The sequence below is a fragment of the Vibrio sp. Isolate33 genome (assembly GCF_022397895.1).
GTDB lineage: Bacteria > Pseudomonadota > Gammaproteobacteria > Enterobacterales > Vibrionaceae > Vibrio > Vibrio pomeroyi.
This window is the reverse complement of sequence record NZ_JAKEUP010000006.1, coordinates 150,309-169,127: the sequence shown is the minus strand read 5'-3', so window position 1 is coordinate 169,127 and position 18,819 is coordinate 150,309. Positions and strand designations below refer to the sequence as shown.

General features: G+C 45.9%; 18 protein-coding genes. 10 read left to right on the top strand and 8 right to left on the bottom strand.

Annotation, left to right across the window (positions count from 1 at the left end; all coding sequences use genetic code 11):
• Nucleotides 1-38 precede the first annotated feature (38 nt).
• The gene (locus L1D37_RS11900) at nt 39-926 is read left to right on the top strand and encodes a DMT family transporter (RefSeq protein ID WP_239848018.1); all 888 of its coding nucleotides are present in this window, start codon (nt 39-41) and stop codon (nt 924-926) included.
• A 57-nt stretch (nt 927-983) separates the two neighbouring features.
• On the opposite strand, the gene epmA is transcribed toward L1D37_RS11900, so the two are convergent.
• The gene (gene epmA / locus L1D37_RS11895; RefSeq protein ID WP_239848017.1) at nt 984-1,955 is read right to left on the bottom strand and encodes an elongation factor P--(R)-beta-lysine ligase; all 972 of its coding nucleotides are present in this window, start codon (nt 1,953-1,955) and stop codon (nt 984-986) included.
• Nucleotides 1,956-2,423: 468 nt separating this feature from the next.
• Between epmA and frdA the strand changes: the two genes are divergently transcribed.
• From frdA to frdD, 4 genes are read left to right on the top strand one after another with little or no spacing between them, the layout of a single operon-like run.
• Entirely contained in the window at nt 2,424-4,256 is a 1,833-nt protein-coding gene (gene frdA / locus L1D37_RS11890) for a fumarate reductase (quinol) flavoprotein subunit (RefSeq protein WP_050619799.1), read from the top strand.
• On the top strand, nt 4,256-5,020 hold the full coding sequence (locus L1D37_RS11885) for a succinate dehydrogenase/fumarate reductase iron-sulfur subunit (protein WP_017631312.1): 765 nt from the start codon (nt 4,256-4,258) through the stop codon (nt 5,018-5,020). Before frdA ends, L1D37_RS11885 begins: the two co-directional genes overlap by 1 nt.
• 1 nt (nt 5,021) lies before the next feature.
• Nucleotides 5,022-5,405 (top strand): fumarate reductase subunit FrdC, encoded by a 384-nt coding sequence (gene frdC, locus L1D37_RS11880; RefSeq protein ID WP_008219063.1) that lies wholly within the window; start codon nt 5,022-5,024, stop codon nt 5,403-5,405.
• A gap of 12 nt (nt 5,406-5,417) precedes the next feature.
• The gene (gene frdD, locus L1D37_RS11875; protein WP_052880182.1) at nt 5,418-5,804 is read left to right on the top strand and encodes a fumarate reductase subunit FrdD; all 387 of its coding nucleotides are present in this window, start codon (nt 5,418-5,420) and stop codon (nt 5,802-5,804) included.
• A 338-nt stretch (nt 5,805-6,142) separates the two neighbouring features.
• Here the strand turns inward: frdD and efp are convergent, their stop codons facing one another.
• Nucleotides 6,143-6,709 (bottom strand): elongation factor P, encoded by a 567-nt coding sequence (gene efp, locus L1D37_RS11870; RefSeq protein ID WP_017067165.1) that lies wholly within the window; start codon nt 6,707-6,709, stop codon nt 6,143-6,145.
• Between the two features lie 33 nt (nt 6,710-6,742).
• Between efp and epmB the strand changes: the two genes are divergently transcribed.
• From epmB to L1D37_RS11855, 3 genes are all read left to right on the top strand, one after another.
• Entirely contained in the window at nt 6,743-7,765 is a 1,023-nt protein-coding gene (epmB, locus tag L1D37_RS11865) for an EF-P beta-lysylation protein EpmB (protein WP_239848016.1), read from the top strand.
• Between the two features lie 13 nt (nt 7,766-7,778).
• Nucleotides 7,779-8,306, top strand: coding sequence for a type II secretion system protein (locus L1D37_RS11860; RefSeq protein WP_239848015.1), 528 nt, complete (start codon nt 7,779-7,781; stop codon nt 8,304-8,306).
• A gap of 105 nt (nt 8,307-8,411) precedes the next feature.
• Nucleotides 8,412-8,900 (top strand): MgtC/SapB family protein, encoded by a 489-nt coding sequence (locus L1D37_RS11855; RefSeq protein ID WP_048607785.1) that lies wholly within the window; start codon nt 8,412-8,414, stop codon nt 8,898-8,900.
• Nucleotides 8,901-9,000: 100 nt separating this feature from the next.
• Here L1D37_RS11855 and L1D37_RS11850 read toward each other — a convergent pair whose 3' ends face one another.
• The 5 genes from L1D37_RS11850 to L1D37_RS11830 all read right to left on the bottom strand — a co-directional run bounded on the left by L1D37_RS11850 (nt 9,001) and on the right by L1D37_RS11830 (nt 14,190).
• Entirely contained in the window at nt 9,001-10,425 is a 1,425-nt protein-coding gene (locus L1D37_RS11850; protein ID WP_239848039.1) for a diguanylate cyclase, read from the bottom strand.
• Between the two features lie 281 nt (nt 10,426-10,706).
• On the bottom strand, nt 10,707-11,264 hold the full coding sequence (locus L1D37_RS11845) for a phaC PHA synthase (RefSeq protein WP_239848014.1): 558 nt from the start codon (nt 11,262-11,264) through the stop codon (nt 10,707-10,709).
• 266 nt (nt 11,265-11,530) lie between these two features.
• Nucleotides 11,531-11,872 carry a four helix bundle protein gene (locus L1D37_RS11840; RefSeq protein WP_239848013.1) on the bottom strand — a complete coding sequence of 114 codons (342 nt, stop codon included), beginning with the start codon at nt 11,870-11,872 and terminating at the stop codon, nt 11,531-11,533.
• A 329-nt stretch (nt 11,873-12,201) separates the two neighbouring features.
• Nucleotides 12,202-13,848, bottom strand: coding sequence for a chaperonin GroEL (groL, locus tag L1D37_RS11835; protein WP_048607778.1), 1,647 nt, complete (start codon nt 13,846-13,848; stop codon nt 12,202-12,204).
• Nucleotides 13,849-13,899: 51 nt separating this feature from the next.
• A complete protein-coding gene (locus tag L1D37_RS11830; RefSeq protein ID WP_017061289.1) occupies nt 13,900-14,190 on the bottom strand; it encodes a co-chaperone GroES in 291 nt (96 codons plus the stop codon).
• Nucleotides 14,191-14,805: 615 nt separating this feature from the next.
• On the opposite strand from L1D37_RS11830, the gene L1D37_RS11825 reads away from it, so the two are divergent.
• Both L1D37_RS11825 and L1D37_RS11820 read left to right on the top strand, forming a co-directional pair.
• Nucleotides 14,806-16,149: an MATE family efflux transporter gene (locus tag L1D37_RS11825; RefSeq protein WP_239848012.1), complete on the top strand. Its 1,344-nt coding sequence runs from the start codon at nt 14,806-14,808 to the stop codon at nt 16,147-16,149.
• A gap of 96 nt (nt 16,150-16,245) precedes the next feature.
• A complete protein-coding gene (locus L1D37_RS11820; protein WP_239848011.1) occupies nt 16,246-16,674 on the top strand; it encodes a methylated-DNA--[protein]-cysteine S-methyltransferase in 429 nt (142 codons plus the stop codon).
• A 202-nt stretch (nt 16,675-16,876) separates the two neighbouring features.
• Here L1D37_RS11820 and gpmM read toward each other — a convergent pair whose 3' ends face one another.
• Nucleotides 16,877-18,409 carry a 2,3-bisphosphoglycerate-independent phosphoglycerate mutase gene (gpmM, locus tag L1D37_RS11815; protein ID WP_239848010.1) on the bottom strand — a complete coding sequence of 511 codons (1,533 nt, stop codon included), beginning with the start codon at nt 18,407-18,409 and terminating at the stop codon, nt 16,877-16,879.
• Between the last annotated feature and the right edge of the window lie 410 nt (nt 18,410-18,819).

Genomic DNA, 18,819 nt, shown 5'->3' with positions numbered 1-18,819 from the left:
ATGAGCTAATTTATCCCAGACACAAGGATGTTATTCAGATGGGATTCGAATGGTTAGCTCTTGCTGCCGCTTTTCTTTGGGCTATTGCAAGCCTAATGTCCGTAAAGCCTGCTCAACACTTAGGTTCTTTCGCCTATAGCCGCTGGCGCATGGGTTGTACCGCTATTATCTTATCGAGCATGGCTTGGTTTACGGGTGGCTGGTCAAGTGTCGAAGCAGACTTAGTCACGCCGATGATGCTGTCTGGCCTGATTGGTATCTTCATTGGCGATACCGCCCTATTTGCCTGTTTGAACCGCATGGGGCCACGCCAAGCTGGTTTGCTGTTCTCTTGTCACGCCGTCTTCTCGGCAATTCTCGGTTACTTCCTGTTTAGCGAAAGCATGACTTCTGGCGAGCTGATTGGATCTGCGTTGGTATTCAGTGGTGTGTTAACCGCGATCTTCTTTGGCCGTCGAGGCCAAGCCAACAACCAACTTGAAACCATCAAAGGTACCGTTTGGATTGGCGTCGCTCTCGGAATCACGGCGGCTATCTGCCAAGCATTGGGTGGGATCATCGCCAAACCCGTGATGCAAACCAGCATCGACCCAGTTGCCGCCTCTGCTATTCGAATGATCACCGCCTTTGTCGCCCACTCCGCATTTCGTTTAACGGGCGCTAAGCTTTCACGTGCACTGAATCCAATGAATGGTCAAATATTCGCGATTACCGCAGTGAACGGCTTTCTTGCTATGGCGGTGGGGATGACTCTGATCTTGTATGCACTACAGGAAGGGAATGTCGGCATGGTTGCTCTATTATCTTCAACCACACCTATCATGTTACTGCCAATTCTATGGCTTTACACCAAGCAGAGGCCAAATGCCTACGCTTGGATCGGTGCCATTGTTGCCGTAGTGGGAACCGGTATCTTGGTCAGCTAGTGAACCGGATTAAAAGCTGAGAGTTACTAGCTATTAGCTCTCAGTAAAAACAGAAAACTAAGAACGTGGGAACGGGAAAGCGGTCACGTCATCGATGTGGTCGTAACCCAAAGCGAGCATGATCAGTCTGTCGATACCTAAAGCAACACCCGCACAATCTGGTAAGCCTGCTTTTAATGCCTCAATCAAATGATGATCAATCGGTTGAGGCGACAAACCCATCTCAATTCGTTTGGCATTGTCGTCTTCAAAGCGCTTAAGTTGCTCTTGTGGCTTATCTAATTCATGGAATCCGTTTGCCAGTTCGATACCTTTGAAGTACACCTCAAAACGGTCAGCCACTCGCGAATCGCTCGGATTAATCTTAGCTAATGCCGCCTGTGAAGCTGGGAAGTCATAAACAAATGCAGGCACGGTTTGACCAATTTTTTCCTCAACACCCACGCTGAACAGGAGTTGCAGTAAGGTATCACGATCTTGTTCAGGGTCGGCAATGTCACTCAACCCCAATTTCGCTGCCGCTTGTTTTAGGGTATCCATCGAATCTTCAAGTGGACACACACCCAACACGTCAACAAAGGCTTGTTGGTAAGTCATGCGTTCTGCCTCGCCTGACTTCAAGACTTGCTGTAATAGCAGATCCATTTCATCCATCAGGTCATGATGATCAAAACCAACACGATACCACTCCAGCATAGTGAACTCAGGGTTGTGGTAACGGCCGTTCTCTTCATTACGAAACGACTTACAAATTTGGTAAATACAGCCACTTCCTGCTGCCAACAAGCGCTTCATATGAAATTCAGGACTTGTCATAAAGAACAGTGGTTGGCCTTGCGCATAGCCCGGACCGACGAATTCAGTTTTGAAGGTATGTAAATGCACATCCGTCACCGTAGCGTGACTCATTGCTGGCGTATCCACCTCCATCACGTCTCGCTCTGCAAAAAACTGGCGGATTTGATTAAGGATATCAGCACGTTGCTTTAACTGCTTAATGGTTGCGGCAGGTTGCCATGTTGAGTGCATTACTAAGTTCCATATCACTGAATTCTAGGCGACGAAAATTATCACTTTTCGTCGCTTTTGTAAGCTTCTATCTTTGTATTAATGAGGTCATCATACGGTTTTCATGAAGCCATAAAATCACGTTCTACAATACATTTATACATATTTGACCTCTCCCAGCATTGATAACAAAAATCATACTCAACAAGCCGTTAACACGAGCCTTGTGGGGGAATCGTTATCAACAATTGATTGCCGTGATTGCAGTCACATAACCTATAAATTCTATGCCTCCATATGCATTACCGAAGCAAAAACCTAAATACATCAATTTTTCAAACACCCTCCTCTCTTACACTGAACCTACCACTTAAGGCTTAGGGGTGATGATCGGTTGATGCCGTTTACGTACTATTAATTAGTAAGTGCTACCAATAAGCTTTTTTATAATAACAAGCGGAATACTCCGCATCACACTGGAGAATAACTGTGAAGACAATTACCACAGATATCGCAGTCATCGGCGCAGGCGGCGCTGGTCTTCGTACAGCTATTGCTGCGGCTGAAGCTAATCCTGAACTGGAAGTAGCACTGATTTCTAAAGTTTACCCAATGCGTTCGCACACGGTAGCAGCAGAAGGCGGTTCAGCAGCGGTAATTAAAGACGAAGATAGCTTAGATAACCACTTCAACGATACTGTTGGCGGTGGCGACTGGCTATGTGAACAGGATGTTGTTGAATACTTTGTTGAAAACGCGACTCGCGAAATGATCCAAATGGAACAATGGGGCTGCCCATGGAGTCGTAAAGAAAACGGTGAAGTAAACGTACGCCGATTCGGCGGTATGAAGGTAGAGAGAACGTGGTTCGCAGCGGATAAAACCGGCTTCCACATGCTTCATACTCTGTTCCAGACTTCGATGAAGTACGACACAATCAAACGATTTGATGAGTACTTTGTGGTGGATTTGATCGTTGAAGAGGGCGAAGTACAAGGCCTTATCGCGATTCATATGTCTGAAGGTGAGCTTGTTACCATTAAAGCGAAATCTGTTGTTCTAGCAACGGGTGGCGCAGGTCGTGTTTACCACTGTAATACTAACGGCGGCATCGTAACGGGCGACGGTATGGCAATGGCTTATCGCCACGGTGTACCACTGCGTGATATGGAGTTCGTTCAATACCACCCAACAGGCCTTCCAGGCACTGGCATCTTGATGACCGAAGGTTGTCGTGGTGAAGGCGGTATCATCGTCAACAAGAACGGCTACCGTTACCTGCAAGATTACGGCATGGGCCCTGAAACTCCAGTGGGCGAGCCGAAAAACAAATACATGGAACTGGGTCCTCGTGACAAGGTTTCTCAAGCATTCTGGCACGAGCAGCAAAAAGGCAACACCATCAAGCACCCGCTTGGTGATGTAGTACACCTTGACCTTCGCCACCTTGGTGAAGAGTACCTGCAAGAGCGTCTACCGTTTATCTGTGAGCTTGCAAAAGCCTACGTAAACGTCGACCCAGCAAAAGAGCCAATCCCAATCCGCCCGACGGTTCACTACACCATGGGTGGTATTGAAACTAACGGTACTTGTGAAACTCGCATCAAAGGCCTATTCGCTGTTGGTGAATGTGCTTCTGTTGGCCTACACGGTGCAAACCGCCTAGGTTCTAACTCTCTGGCTGAGTTCGTAGTATTTGGTCGCGTAGCTGGTGAAGAAGCGGTGAAACGCGCTGCTGAATTCAAAGGCTGGAATGAAGAGTCTATCGCTAAGCAAGTTAAAGCGGTTGAAGATCGCATCGCTGGTCTACTAAACCAAGAAGGCGATGAAAACTGGGCTGATATCCGTACTGAAATGGGTCACACCATGGAAGCGGGTTGTGGTATCTATCGTCAAGAAGACTTGATGCAAGAGACCATCAACAAGATCACTGAACTGAAAGCGCGCTACAAGAAGATCAGCATTAAAGACAAAGGCAAGGTGTTCAACACCGACCTACTTTACGCTATCGAAGTCGGCTATGGCCTAGAAGTAGCAGAAGCGATGGTTCACTCAGCGATCCTTCGCAAAGAGTCTCGTGGTGCACACCAACGTCTAGACGACAACTGCACAGAACGTGATGACGTGAACTTCCTGAAACACTCTCTATCGTTCTACAACGAAGATGCAGCACCAACTATCGACTACAGCGGCGTGAAGATTACTAAATCTCAACCTAAAGCTCGTCTATACGGTGAAGCAGCAGAGAAAGCCGCTGCCGCTGAAAAAGCTGCAGAAGCGAATGCTAAGAAAGATGAGAAGAGCGAAGAGGAGCAAGCATAATGTCAGCGAACCGTATCCAAAAAGTAGACATTCTGCGCTACGACCCAGAGAAAGATGCAGAACCTTACATGCAGACTTTCGAAGTCCCATTCGATGAAACCATGTCAGTGCTTGATGCGATTGGTTACATCAAAGACCACCAAGACAAAGACCTTTCATACCGTTGGTCTTGTCGTATGGCGATCTGTGGCTCTTGCGGCATCATGGTTGATGGTGTGCCTAAGCTAGCGTGTAAGAGCTTCTTACGTGACTACCCGAACGGCCTAACTATCGAGCCGCTTGCTAACTTCCCAATCGAAAAAGATTTGATTGTCGACATGACGCCGTTCATCGAGCGCCTTGAAGCGATTAAGCCTTACATCATTGGTAACGACCGTAAGCCTGAAGACGGCACTAACATTCAGACTCCTGAGCAAATGGCGAAGTACAAACAGTTCGCTGGTTGTATCAACTGTGGTCTTTGTTACGCAGCGTGTCCTCAATTCGGTTTGAACCCGGAGTTCATCGGCCCAGCGGCACTGACTCTTGCTCACCGTTACAACCTAGATAGCCGTGACAACGGTAAAGCTGAACGTATGAAGCTTATCAACGGTGAAAACGGCGCTTGGGGCTGTACGTTCGTTGGTTACTGTTCTGAAGTATGTCCGAAGAAAGTAGACCCAGCAGCAGCAGTGAACCAAGGTAAAGTTGAGTCTTCAATGGACTTCGTTATCTCGATGTTCAAGCCAGACGGGTCGCAAGTAAAAACAGCAGAGGAGGCATAATATGAGCAATCGTAAGCCTTATGTTCGTGAGATGAAGAGAACGTGGTGGAGCAACCATCCGTTCTACCGCTTCTACATGCTACGTGAAGCAACTGTACTGCCTTTGATTCTGTTCACTGTGTTCCTAACCTTTGGTTTAGGTGCGCTAGTGAAAGGCCCTGAAGCGTGGGCGGGTTGGTTGAGCTTTATGGCGAACCCTATCATTGTCGGTATTAATATCGTGGCACTGCTAGGTAGCTTAATGCACGCTCAAACCTTCTTCAGCATGATGCCTCAAGTAATGCCAATCCGCCTGAAAGGTAAATTGGTTGATAAGAGAATCATCGTACTGACTCAGTGGGCAGCGGTGGCTTTTATTTCTTTAATCGTTCTTGTTGTGGTGTAAGGAGCTTTCGTTATGAACACAAATTACAAAGTGAAACCTGTTAACCACAATCCTCAACGCTCTGATGAGCCAATCTGGTGGGGTCTATTTGGCGCTGGCGGTACTTGGTTCGCGATGATCACGCCAATCACTATCTTAGTGCTAGGTATCTTAGTGCCAATGGGCATCATCGATGCGGACGCAATGAGCTACGAGCGTGTGTCTGAATTCGCCACCAGCATTATCGGTGCGCTATTTATCATCGGTACGCTAGCACTGCCAATGTGGCACGCAATGCACCGTCTTCACCACGGCATGCACGACCTTAAGTTCCACGTCGGCGTTGCAGGTAAAGTGGGTTGCTACTTCTTTGCAGGCCTAATTAGTGCGTTGTCTGTTATTTTCATCTTTATGATTTAATAGTTAAGAGCAGATTCGAGATTCGGGTAAACGAGTATCGAAGAGCTAAAAGCAGATTCGAGTATCGGGTAATCGAGATTCGAAAAGCTTAAGAGCGAAAAGACTAGAAGCAGAGCAGGGTTATCTTGTTCTGCTTTTTTGTTGCTTGTCGAATAGCACACATCTCACTAACTCGCTCTTGATCTTCCAGCTCTTCGCATCCCGTTTACTCGTATCTGCCCTTCTAGCTCTTCGCATCCCGCATCTCGTTTACGCGTATCTTCCTCTTCCACTCTTCCCCGATCTCCAGATACAAAAAAAGGCCGCCTAGGCGACCTTTTTCAGATACTTGAAGTAAATTACTTCACACGACCAACGTATTCGCCAGTACGAGTATCAACTTTAACAACTTCACCGATTGCGATGAATAGAGGTACGCGAACTACCGCGCCAGTTGCTAGAGTTGCAGGCTTACCGCCAGTACCTTGTGTGTCGCCTTTAAGGCCAGGATCGGTTTCTGTTACTGCGATCTCAACAAAGTTTGGTGGAGTTACTGTGATAGGGTTATCATTCCACAACGTTAGAGTACATACGTCGTTTTCAACTAACCATTTAGAAGTCTCGCCTACTGCTTTTGCATCAGCAGCGATTTGCTCGAATGTTTCGTTGTTCATGAAGTGGTAGAATTCGCCATCGCTGTATAGGTAGCCTAGTTCAACGTCTACAACGTCCGCTAGTTCTACTGTATCGCCTGACTTAAATGTTTTCTCTAACACTTTGCCTGACAGCAGTTTACGAAGTTTAACACGGTTAAACGCTTGGCCTTTACCTGGCTTAACGTATTCATTTTCGATAATTGAGCAAGGCTCGTTATCCATCATGAATTTTAAACCGCCTTTGAATTCATTGGTGCTTACTGACGCCATGATTTTCTCTTCCACATCTTTGAGTTAATTTCAATGCCGCATATCATAACCCGAAAAGTCGAATCTGTTGAGCAAAACTGGCTCAAACAACTATCGAATGCGATCTCTGACCCGACAAAACTGCTTGAGGCATTAGAAATAGACCCAACACTGTGGCAAGCAGGCTTTGCTGCACGTGAGTTATTTGCGCTTCGGGTTCCTCTTAGCTTTGTCGAACGAATGGAAAAAGGCAACCCACACGACCCTTTGCTGCGACAGGTTTTACCGCTAAGTGAAGAGTTTGAAGTTCATCAGGGCTATTCTGCTGATCCATTGGAAGAACAAGACAACGCTATTCCCGGGCTACTGCACAAATACAAAAATCGTGCACTGATGATTGTGAAAGGTGGTTGCGCGATTAACTGCCGCTATTGCTTCCGTCGTCATTTTCCGTATCAAGATAACAAGGGCTCAAAGTCGGTTTGGCAAACCAGTCTCGACTACGTAGCGGCGCACCCAGAGATCAACGAAGTTATCTTATCCGGTGGCGATCCTCTGATGGCCAAAGACAGCGAACTAGATTGGCTTATCAATGCCATCGAACAGATACCGCATGTGAAAACGGTTCGTATCCATAGCCGATTACCAGTCGTGATTCCAGCGCGAGTGACTGACGCACTGTGCCAAACATTAACCAACACTCGCCTTAATGTAGTGATGGTTAGCCACATTAATCACGCCAATGAGATCAATGAAGAGCTCAAACAAGCTTTCCAAAAACTTAAGCAAACTGGCGCGACTCTGCTTAATCAAGGCGTGATGCTAAAAGGTGTCAATGATAGCGCTAACTCATTGAAAAATTTAAGTGAAAAGCTATTCGATGCCGGTATTTTACCTTACTATATGCATGTACTTGATAAGGTTCAGGGCGCTGCGCACTTCTATATTTCGGATGAAGAAGCAAAGCACCACTTCAAGGGGTTGATCTCTGAGGTTTCTGGCTATCTAGTACCCAAACTCACTCGCGAGATCGGCGGTCGCACTAGCAAGACTCCACTCGACCTACACATTGAATAGAGAAGTCGTATCAATGAAACGCAATGCCTCAGTTATGCCACCAGCGATAAAACACCTTTCAAAAGGCTTCACCATTATCGAACTGGTGTTGGTGATCGTAATTCTGGGTATTGTGTCAGTCACTGCGGCTTCTAAGTTTCTCAACCTTCAAAGCGATGCTCGCATCTCGACATTAAATGGCCTCAAGGGCGGGATGGAAGGCGCAAGTGCTATGCTTTATGGTAAGACATCAGCATTAGGCTTAGATAAAGCAGCGAGTGCGTCAGTAAATGTTGAGGGCGACGATATATTAGTGGCCTATGGCTACCCTGCAGCGATGAATAAACAGACTTGGTCACAACTCATCGAATCCACCTTCTTAGATGCGGTTTGGGATACAGGTCGAGCAGACTGGTTCTTTACCAATGTAAGTGCCGGAGATGGAACAATTATCTATGCTCCTTCTAGCCGAAAAAATCAGTCTGATAACTGCTACCTGGAGTATCAAGAAGCTACTGAGACCACTACACCAGTATTCACGTTAACAACAGACGGTTGCTAGATTTTAAGTCATCTTTATCAATCGTTAAGACAAAAAGTTTTTGTTCGATCGTCCGGTCTATTATTAGCATACTCGGCTCTATTCTAAATTTTTAGGAGGGGTGATATGACACAATTTATAGAACAAACTCTCAACCTTGCCCCCTTTAGCTGGGCAGGCCTTGCAGTGTGTATGTTGTGTGGTTCGTTAATCGGCATCGAGCGACAAACACGCGGTAAACCAGTAGGCATCAGAACCTCGATTCTGATCATCAGCGGTACTTACTTCTTCCTGACCATGGCGATTAGCCTTTCCCCTAACACGCTCGATCAAGCTCGTGTGCTTGGTCAGATCATTACTGGGGTGGGTTTCCTTGGTGCAGGCGTGATGATGACGCTCGACGGCAAGATTCATGGCGTGACCTCAGCAGCCATTATCTGGGTGCTTGCCGCGCTCGGGATGATGATTGCCCTTGGCCACCTTTCTCAATCGGTCATTATCACACTAATGGCGCTAGTGATTTTGCTTGGTGTCGATAAGGTGGAAAACAGCTTTCAGAGCTTGCGTCGTGGTGTTCACCAGAAGTGGATGCGTAAAGGCCGCGTGAAGAAGTAATACCGCTCTTTATAGCCTTTTGTCTCAAGACCTCAATGCACGACCACTGATACAAAGAAGCCTAGTCAATCGACTAGGCTTTTCGTTATTTGGTGAGTTGCTAATACACCTCAATACAGACTTGATTCTTACCCGCAGCCTTAGCTTTGTAGAGCTGTTCATCAGACGAACGAATACTCTGGTTTTCCCACAAGTGTCCGACACTGTCGAATTTATACAGAGAGTAGAGCGTCGCTCCGCCAGAGACCGATATACTGATTTTATCGCCTGTTGGGCATCGGTAGCTCTGCAAGCTGATGTCGTTCTGAATTCGCTCAAAGATCGATGAAAGCAATTCAGATGACTCACCCGTGATCGCGACGACAAACTCCTCACCGCCAAAGCGAGCCACAATGTCTTGTTGCCTAACACTGTTCATCATCAGTTGAGCAACGTGGCAGATCACCTCATCCCCTACCTTATGACCATGTTGATCGTTCACCACCTTGAAGTCATCGATATCAAACACACCAACCCCAATAATCGGCTCTTCATCTTGTGCCAATAACCGAGCTTCAAAACCGCGTCGATTCAATAACCCTGTCAGAGGGTCTTGCATCGCTAAATCGTTTAAACGCTTATGTTCTTGTTTGGTATAGAAGCGCCACAGCGACAACGCGGAGACTAGATACAAAGCCAGCAATATGAACAACTGAACACGCTCCATCTCCAACACATGTAAGAAGTGCTCGCTCTTATCCTCTTCGATAGTCAGGTATAGCTGTGTGTTGATGCCATCGACATACAAAGGTCGTGAGTGGGTAAAGTCCATCAGGCCATATTTGTTGGCACCTCTGACACTCGTCACCTCATAACCATGTGTTGGATTCGATACGAGATTAGAGACATAACCATCAACGCCTAACACACCTTTGAACTCGCCGTCGACGTATATCCCCTTGGTTAAGGTCACGACTTTTTTTCCGGTCAGGTAGTCATCATATTGCCCGGTATACACCACCTGCTCTTTGCCCTGAGAGAGACCAAAGCGAATCGTATTCACCCAATAAGGACGGCTATTCACCACTGAATCAAAGGTATCGCCCTTAATGTAACTCGCAAAATCAGAAGGCGAAGAGATGATGAACTTCTCTTTCGAGATGAAGTAAATCGCAGAGATGGTCTCTATAGTATTGGCAAAATAAGCCATGGTAGGTGCGATGAATAAGCGCTTGGCCGCTTCAGAATAAAGTTCTGAATTAGGGTCACACATCTCGCTCGGGCCAGAGAACATAAAGTCAAAACGAGGGGCTTGCTGCTCGTCACTAATGAAGTAACACGTCTCACCCTCTACCTTTTTGTCATGCGAAAATACATAAGTATCTCCATGCAATGGGTAAAGCGCAGTGATGTTGTACTCAAGCGCATTAATGATCTGTGTGAGCTCGGTTAAAGAGCGTGTCACGCCTTGGTTTTCAATTCCATACTGTTTATCTGATTCTTCCGCTGAATCAACGAGCAACAAGCTCAAAACTACTAAAAAAATGGCGGTCAGGCTTAAGAAAGCCCTTTTAAAATCGACGGTATGGTGATTAATCAAAGCATATAAATCATCGTTGGGAATTTATCGAACATTGTACTTATAAATAAAAATGTCGCAACATTAAATATAAAACAACATGCTTATTGGGTAACTTGCGGGGATTGGATGAAAGTTACGACTACAACTAATCACGCCTAAGCAAAAAAGCCTAGGCGTGAGAATAGCTTTAAATCTAGATAAGAAAGTCGCTCGCCGATAGTGAAACTAAAGGTTCAGATACCGTCTTATTTAGCAAAGTTCACAATCGGGAAGCACGGGAAGAAACCGTTGTCAGCACAGTTGATCAGACCAATCTGTACGCCTTCGATTTTGTTGGTTTTGTTGAAGATACCAACCTGAACCGTAGACACTTCTGAAAGGTTAGCTGCGCCAACATCGACCATAGTGTCGCCCTCAGAGTAGTTTACGAAACTCACGTTCGCGCCTTTCACATCGTTAGTGATGTTCACGGCACCTAAGTTAAGACCCGTTGTTTGGCCTGTGTTCCAGTTGAAGAAACCCAGTGACGCACCTGTCATCTCTTGGTTCACTTTAGATGCACCAAAAATACCTAGGTTCACACCTGTTGTGGTTTGTGTTTCTGACATACCAACAACCGCAAGATCAAGACCTTTAAGATCGTTAACTTGTCCGTGAAGTAAAGCCAAGCGCACACCACCAACTGCATCTGAATCAGGTGCGTTGAAGCCGTTGATTGTTGAAAACATAACTGGCGAAGAAGCGAATGCCGCAGGTGCCATTACCGCTGCCGACACAGCAAGTACTGAAAGTAGTTTTTTCATTGGGGAGTCTCCACTGACTTATTGTTAACTTGATTTATACATTATCAATCAAGCATTTATTGTCCTTTATTCAACAGCTATCCATGTTAAATCGATGTCATAACTGTACTGTTGAATATAAGACTGTAAATCATAAAGAGCAATGATTAAGAGCAGATACGGGATTCGAGATGCGAAATGCGAAATGCGAAATGCGAAATGCGAAATGCGAAAAGAATAAGAGCGGATAAGAGATACAAGTAAAAGAGATGCAAAGAACAAAAGGTTTATTGTTCTAGTGATTTGATTAAGGCGCCTAACATGCGAGATATATGAAGTGCTTCAGATTGCCATTGTGTACCGTTCTCCTTGGAAATGAACCCAACTTCAGAGCCTATGTCAGTTTGAGTTGCAAACTCACCGATGGAGCCCTTTGCGATGGCAAAGAAGTGTTTACGCTCTTTAAGAGACTTTCTCTCACAGCCTTCAGCGATATTGCTAGGTACAGATAAAGCACTGCGAGTAATCTGATCTTTGAAACCGTAATCACGACAACAAACCATCTCCCGGTAAACAGAGATAGACAGCAGACGACTGCGCTGCCAAACATCAAGTTTTCTATAAAGCACAATTTCTACCTAAAGATCGAAAACCTAATCATCTCAAAAGCACCCAATAGAAAAGTTCTAGAAAAGTACCAAACCTAGAGACTTCTGTTCAATGGTCGCTTGTAATTTCGAACTTACTCTTAATCTTTTCGTACCCCGCTCACTCGAATCTCGTATCCGTTCTTACGCTCTTCGCATCCCGATTGCCCGCATCTCGAATCTGCTTTTCAGGCTCTTCGTATCACGCTTACTCGCATCCCGTATCTGCTCTTTAAACATAAAAAACGGAGACCGAAGTCTCCGCTTTAAAGCTTATGTATGGCTTTCTCTGCTATAAAGAAAGGGGATGATTACATCATACCGCCCATTCCACCCATACCGCCCATACCGCCCATATCAGGCATTGCAGGAGCTGAATCTTGAGGCTTGTCTGTTACCATTGCTTCTGTTGTGATCATAAGACCAGCAACTGATGCTGCGAATTGTAATGCAGAACGAGTCACCTTAGTTGGATCTAGGATACCCATTGCAATCATGTCGCCGTATTCGCCAGTCGCCGCGTTGTAACCGTAGTTACCTTCGCCAGCACGAACGTTGTTAGCAACCACAGACTCTTCATCGCCTGCGTTCTTAGTGATTTGACGGATAGGCGCTTCCATTGCACGTAGTGCAACACGGATACCTACGTTTTGCTCTTCGTTGTCACCTTCAAGGTTAGCAACTTTAGACGCAGCACGGATAAGTGCAACACCACCACCAGCAACCACACCTTCTTCAACTGCAGCACGAGTTGCGTGAAGTGCATCTTCTACGCGGTCTTTCTTCTCTTTCATCTCAACTTCAGTAGCAGCACCCACTTTGATTACTGCAACACCGCCAGCTAGCTTAGCTACGCGCTCTTGAAGCTTCTCTTTGTCGTAGTCTGAAGTTGCGTCTTCGATTTGTTGACGGATTTGAGAAACGCGACCTTGGATCATCACTTCGTCGCCCGCACCATCGATGATAGTCGAGTTTTCTTTAGTGATCGTAATGCGCTTAGCTTGACCTAGGTCTTCTAGCGTTACTTTCTCAAGGTCTAGACCGATCTCTTCAGAGATAACCGTACCGCCCGTTAGAATCGCGATATCTTGAAGCATAGACTTACGACGATCACCGAAACCAGGTGCTTTAACCGCTGCCACTTTTACGATGCCACGCATGTTGTTCACAACTAGAGTTGCAAGCGCTTCGCCTTCTACGTCTTCAGCGATGATAAGAAGTGGACGAGATGCCTTAGCAACCGCTTCTAGAGTCGGAAGAAGTTCACGGATGTTCGAAACTTTCTTGTCAATAAGAAGAATGAATGGGCTTTCTAGATCAACAGAACCCGCTTCTTGGTTATTGATGAAGTAAGGAGATAGGTAACCGCGGTCGAACTGCATACCTTCAACTACGTCTAGCTCGTCTTGTAGAGCCTGACCTTCTTCAACTGTGATTACGCCATCACGACCTACTTTTTCCATCGCTTCAGCAATGATGTTACCCACTGTCGAATCAGAGTTCGCAGAGATAGTACCAACTTGAGCGATAGCTTTTGTATCAGAACATGGAACAGAAAGGCCTTTAAGCTCTTCAACTGCAGCGATAACCGCTTTGTCGATACCGCGCTTAAGATCCATTGGGTTCATGCCAGCAGCTACGGCTTTTAGGCCTTCAGTGATGATAGCTTGAGCAAGAACGGTTGCTGTCGTTGTACCGTCGCCCGCTGCGTCATTCGCTTGCGAAGCCACTTCTTTAACCATTTGCGCGCCCATGTTTTGGAACTTGTCTTCAAGTTCAATTTCACGTGCAACAGAAACACCATCTTTCGTGATTGTTGGTGCGCCAAATGATTTGTCTAGAACAACGTTACGGCCTTTAGGACCAAGCGTTACTTTTACAGCGTCAGCCAGAACGTTTACACCTTCTAGCATTTTAATACGTGCGTCGTTACCAAATTTAACGTCTTTAGCAGCCATCTTTATTTCCTTTAAATTCTTTATTCAGTCAGTTCAGTTTTATGGGTCGGATTACTCAACGATCGCCATGATGTCGTTTTCAGACATGATCAGAACTTCTTTACCGTCGATCTTTTCTGATTTAGTGCCGTAGCCTTCAGCAAAGATAACAGTGTCGCCAACTTTAACGTCCAATGGTTGTACTGAACCGTTTTCTAGAATGCGGCCTTTGCCAACAGCTAGAATTGTACCGCGAGTTGATTTTTCAGCGGCAGAACCAGTTAGAACGATGCCACCAGCAGATTTAGATTCAACTTCTTGGCGCTCAACGATAACTCGGTCGTGTAGAGGACGGATATTCATCGGTCGTATCTCCTGATAATTTCCATTTAATTTGATAGTTGCCACGATTGGCATGGGGTTAAAGAGTATGTTGGGGCGATGCCGAAGATCCCAAGGGGTGAAAGAGAAAAATTGTGATCTAAGGGGCAGATACGGGATGCGAGTAAACGAGTAGCGAAGAGAATAAGAGCAGCGACGGGATTCGGGTAAACGAGTGGCGAAGAGCAAAAGGCAAGAGCAGGTAGAAAGTAAGATATCCTTCTTTGTTTTTGCTTTTCGTATCTCGAATCACGTTACCCTCGTCTAATTCTTTGTATCTACTCTTCAAGCTCTTCGCATCCCGAATCCCGTTTACTCGTATCTGCTCTTTCGTGTCTGGAATCTCAAACAGCACATGGATAACTAGATAGTCGCCAGAGATTCCCAACTGCGCTCGTTCCTCGCTGTAGGGAATGACGAAGTCAGTTGAGAATGCTCTAAGCGGTGTGTAAATGTCTGAATACTTTTATCAGGCCTCAAATTCGCCCTTGAGATCTTCGATACTCGTTTACCCGCATCTCGTATCTGTTCTTTAAGCTATTCCCTTCCCGACCACATCTGTTTATCCTACTCCTTTCGTTTCAGCCGGCGTTTTACATGCAAGATAAACACGGGCTTCTTACAGCCCCGATAGCAGACACTCTGCGCACTATGACAATACCGACTATCTTCGGTATGGTGGCGATCTTGATGTTTAACCTTGTCGATACCTTCTTTATTTCATTACTCGGCACACAAGCTCTTGCTGCCGTAAGCTTTACCTTTCCAGTCACCTTCGCCATCAACTGCATCACAATGGGCATCGGCATCGGCTTATCGACATGTATCGGACGGTTACTGGGTCAAGGCTGCGCGCAAAATGCAGCTCGCTTTACTTGTCATGGTTTATTACTTGCGGTGCTGCTTGTGGGTTTTGCATCAACACTGGGGCTCGTAACGCTAGAGCCTATGTTTACACTGTTGGGAGCAGAACCTGAGTTACTGCCATTAATATCCGAGTACATGTCGGTCTGGTATTTAGCGATACCACTGCTTGTCATTCCTATGGCAGGCAACAGCTCAATACGAGCCAGTGGTGATACCAAAACACCCGCCAAGATCATGATGTTGGCCGGCCTTATTAACGGTATTCTCGACCCACTGCTGATCTTCGGTTACGGACCTTTTCCTGAACTAGGAATTCAAGGCGCAGCCATTGCTAGCGGATTCAGTTGGTTTGGGGCGTTGTGTGGCTCACTGTATGTGTTAACCATGCGAGAAAAGCTGCTTGCTCCACCTAAGCTAAAAAACATCATCGATGACTGGAAACAGATCTTAACCATCGGTACACCTGCTGCTCTTTCTAATGCCCTAAACCCAATCGCTGGTGCCATTATCATGATGATGTTAGCCAAACAAGGAACAGAAGCCGTGGCGGCTTACGGAGCAGCCCAACGTATTGAATCGATTCTGATCATCGTGTTGATGTCTTTAACCTCTGCTCTCACGCCTTTTATGGCACAAAACTTTGGTGCTGATAACCCACAACGCAGTTTTAAAGCCCTGTTCTTAAGCATGCGTTTTGCTGTGCTATTTCAGGGTTTGATTTTCTTGATGATGGTGCCATTGAGCATCCCTTTAGCCGCCCTCTTTTCTCAAGAAGAATCCGTACGAGGCATTTTGTGGCACTACCTGTTAGTTGTCCCATTTAGCTATGGATTCCAAGGCATTGTAATGATGCTAATCAGCGCTATGAATGCAATGCATCAACCACTCAAAGCCTTTCAATGGAGCTTCATGCGCCTGTTTGTGTTTACCTTGCCGTTCGCTTGGGCCGGCAGCCAAATCGATGGTGTTGAAGGGTTGTTTATTGGCTTAGCCTTGGGGAACATCATGGGTGGTGTGTCAGGGTACTTGTTTGCTCTTCGTGTAAGAGCTAAAGCAGCTGCGGGATGCGAGTAAACGAGATACGAAGAGCTTGAAAAGCAGATGAGAGATTCGGGTATCGAGATGAGAAGATCTTACAAACGGAAAAGAGACAAAAAGAAGGAAGATGACATGGAAGACACCACTTACAAAATGCTTTATGACGCACCGATTGGCAAGATGATCATTGTGAGTAATGGTGTGTCGCTTATTGAAATTGAACATATAAATCACGAAGAGCTAATGACTAGCAATCCAGATGACCTTTGCCAACTGGCGGTGAAACAGTTAGATGAGTACTTCGCAGGGAAACGTACAAATTTTGATTTGCCATTAAGAGCGACAAAAGGCACGGACTTTCAAAAAGCAGCTTGGCTGGCTTTAACGACCATTCCTTATGGCGAAACCATCAGCTACGGTGAGCAAGCGAAAAGAATGGATAACCCAAAAGCAGTAAGAGCTGTGGGTGGTGCTAATGGAACATTAACCGGCTATACCGGCGGCATGAACCGCAAAGAGCGGTTACTGGATTTTGAGCGTTCGGTTTTGAAAGCAAAATGATAGTAGCGAGTGACGGATACGAACAGAAACAAAGAAGGATTTCTTTCTCTGCTTTTAGTCCTGTCACGACCCGTATCCCGAATCTGCTCTTCGCTCTTCGCATCCCGCTTACTCGTATCTCGCATCTATACTCAAATTCTAGATACAAAAAAACGGCTACACTCGCGCGCAGCCGTTCTAGTATTCGATGAAAGTTAAGTGATTACTTAACGATCACATCACCTGACATCTCAGCTGGGATTGCGATACCAGATAGAGAAAGCATTGTTGGTGCAAGGTCAGACAGCTTACCGCCTTCTTTGAACTCAACGTCTTTGCTACCTACATAGATTAGTGGAACTGGTAGGTTAGTATGCGCTGTGTGGATGCCGCCCGTTTCTGGGTTAACCATCATTTCTGCGTTACCGTGGTCTGCTGTGATAAGCAGTTGGCCGTCAGCTTCTTTGATTGCTTCAACCACTTTACCAAGACACTCGTCTAGAGACTCTACGGCTTTCACTGCTGCATTGTAAACGCCAGTGTGGCCAACCATGTCACAGTTAGGGAAGTTACAAACGATAGCGTCATATTTGCCGCCTTTGATTGCTGCAACTAGCTTTTCAGTCAGCTCTGGTGCGCTCATTTCTGGCTGTAGATCGTAAGTTGCTACTTTTGGAGAAGCAACAAGTTGACGCTCTTCGCCTTCGAACTCGTCTTCGATACCGCCATTGAAGAAGAAAGTAACGTGCGCGTATTTCTCTGTTTCAGAGATACGTAGTTGAGTTTTGCCTTCCTTCGATAACCATTCGCCGTAAGTGTTCTCTAGAGAAGCCGGTGGGAATGCACATAGAAGAGGAATGTCTGCTGCGTATTGAGTCAACATCACGAAATCGATCGCTGGGAATACGTTACGAGCAAAACCATCGAAATCAGGAACGAATGCACGTGTGATTTCACGAGCACGGTCAGCACGGTAGTTCATAAAGATAACCGCATCGCCATCAACGATAGCTGCAGACTCTTCGCCTTCCGCTTTGATTTCCGTCGCTTTAACGAACTCATCGTTTTCGTCACGAGCATAAGCTGCTTCTAGACCAGCAACTGCAGTGTCGAATGTAAACTCAGCTTTTGCTTGAGTCAGCAGGTCGTAAGACTCTTGAACGCGATCCCAGTTGTTATCACGATCCATTGCGTAGTAACGACCAATAAGAGAAGCAACACGACCTTTACCTAACTTAGCGAACAACTCTTGGAAGCGCGCTAATGTGTTTTCTGCGCTACGTGGCGGTGTATCACGACCGTCTAGGAAAGCGTGTAGGTAGATTTTCTCTGCGCCACGCTCTGCTGCCATTTCAACAGCTGCGTAGATGTGATCTTCATGAGAGTGAACGCCACCTGGCGACATAAGGCCCATGATGTGAACCGCTTTGTCTGCTTTAACCGCTTTATCAATAGCGTTAACTAGCGTTTCAGTTTGGCCAAACTCACCATCTGAAATTGACTTAGTAATACGAGTAAGATCTTGATATACCACGCGACCCGCACCGATGTTGGTGTGACCCACTTCAGAGTTACCCATTTGGCCATCTGGTAGGCCTACATCTAAGCCAGAAGCCGAGATTAGCGTGTTAGGTTGGTTAGCAATAAGACCGTCTAATACAGGTGTATTAGCGTTCGCGATAGCGTTGTCTTGGTTGTCTTCACGGTAACCGTAACCGTCAAGGATCACTAGAGCCATAGGCTTCTTAGCTGACATAGGACTGACCTCGTTCAATTCAAAATAAATCGGTATAAAAACAAATTAGCGTAATTTTACTACAGTTTACAGTCAAAACTGTAGCGGAAGATCAAGAAACGTCGCAGGTAGGCGGATCGGATGTGAAAAAAAATATCATTTTAGGAGGGTGTGAAGTAGGGATATGAACACTTATATCCCCACCATCTATATTGAAAAAGCGGAACAACAATAACCTCATAGCTTTTCAGTTTAGAAGATTAATCTCAGTGTCATGATCTTCATCATCGCCCTGTGACTGTAGATCATGCACCACTGGTTGCTCTATCACTGTGGTTTTGTTGGTAACATATTGAAAGCTAAAATCATCCCACAATATTTGATCCAAACTTTCTTCAATTTCTCGATTAGATGAAATATCTATTATCATG

Excerpts from the sequence above, each read along its gene's own strand:
- L1D37_RS11900 (WP_239848018.1), top strand. The coding sequence starts at position 39 with ATGGGATTCGAATGGTTAGCTCTTGCTGCCGCTTTTCTTTGGGCTATT.
- epmA (WP_239848017.1), bottom strand. The coding sequence starts at position 1,955 with ATGCACTCAACATGGCAACCTGCCGCAACCATTAAGCAGTTAAAGCAA.
- L1D37_RS11885 (WP_017631312.1), top strand. The coding sequence starts at position 4,256 with ATGTCAGCGAACCGTATCCAAAAAGTAGACATTCTGCGCTACGACCCA.
- frdC (WP_008219063.1), top strand. The coding sequence starts at position 5,022 with ATGAGCAATCGTAAGCCTTATGTTCGTGAGATGAAGAGAACGTGGTGG.
- frdD (WP_052880182.1), top strand. The coding sequence starts at position 5,418 with ATGAACACAAATTACAAAGTGAAACCTGTTAACCACAATCCTCAACGC.
- efp (WP_017067165.1), bottom strand. The coding sequence starts at position 6,709 with ATGGCGTCAGTAAGCACCAATGAATTCAAAGGCGGTTTAAAATTCATG.
- epmB (WP_239848016.1), top strand. The coding sequence starts at position 6,743 with ATGCCGCATATCATAACCCGAAAAGTCGAATCTGTTGAGCAAAACTGG.
- L1D37_RS11860 (WP_239848015.1), top strand. The coding sequence starts at position 7,779 with ATGAAACGCAATGCCTCAGTTATGCCACCAGCGATAAAACACCTTTCA.
- L1D37_RS11855 (WP_048607785.1), top strand. The coding sequence starts at position 8,412 with ATGACACAATTTATAGAACAAACTCTCAACCTTGCCCCCTTTAGCTGG.
- L1D37_RS11845 (WP_239848014.1), bottom strand. The coding sequence starts at position 11,264 with ATGAAAAAACTACTTTCAGTACTTGCTGTGTCGGCAGCGGTAATGGCA.
- groL (WP_048607778.1), bottom strand. The coding sequence starts at position 13,848 with ATGGCTGCTAAAGACGTTAAATTTGGTAACGACGCACGTATTAAAATG.
- L1D37_RS11830 (WP_017061289.1), bottom strand. The coding sequence starts at position 14,190 with ATGAATATCCGTCCTCTACACGACCGAGTTATCGTTGAGCGCCAAGAA.
- L1D37_RS11825 (WP_239848012.1), top strand. The coding sequence starts at position 14,806 with ATGCAAGATAAACACGGGCTTCTTACAGCCCCGATAGCAGACACTCTG.
- L1D37_RS11820 (WP_239848011.1), top strand. The coding sequence starts at position 16,246 with ATGGAAGACACCACTTACAAAATGCTTTATGACGCACCGATTGGCAAG.
- gpmM (WP_239848010.1), bottom strand. The coding sequence starts at position 18,409 with ATGTCAGCTAAGAAGCCTATGGCTCTAGTGATCCTTGACGGTTACGGT.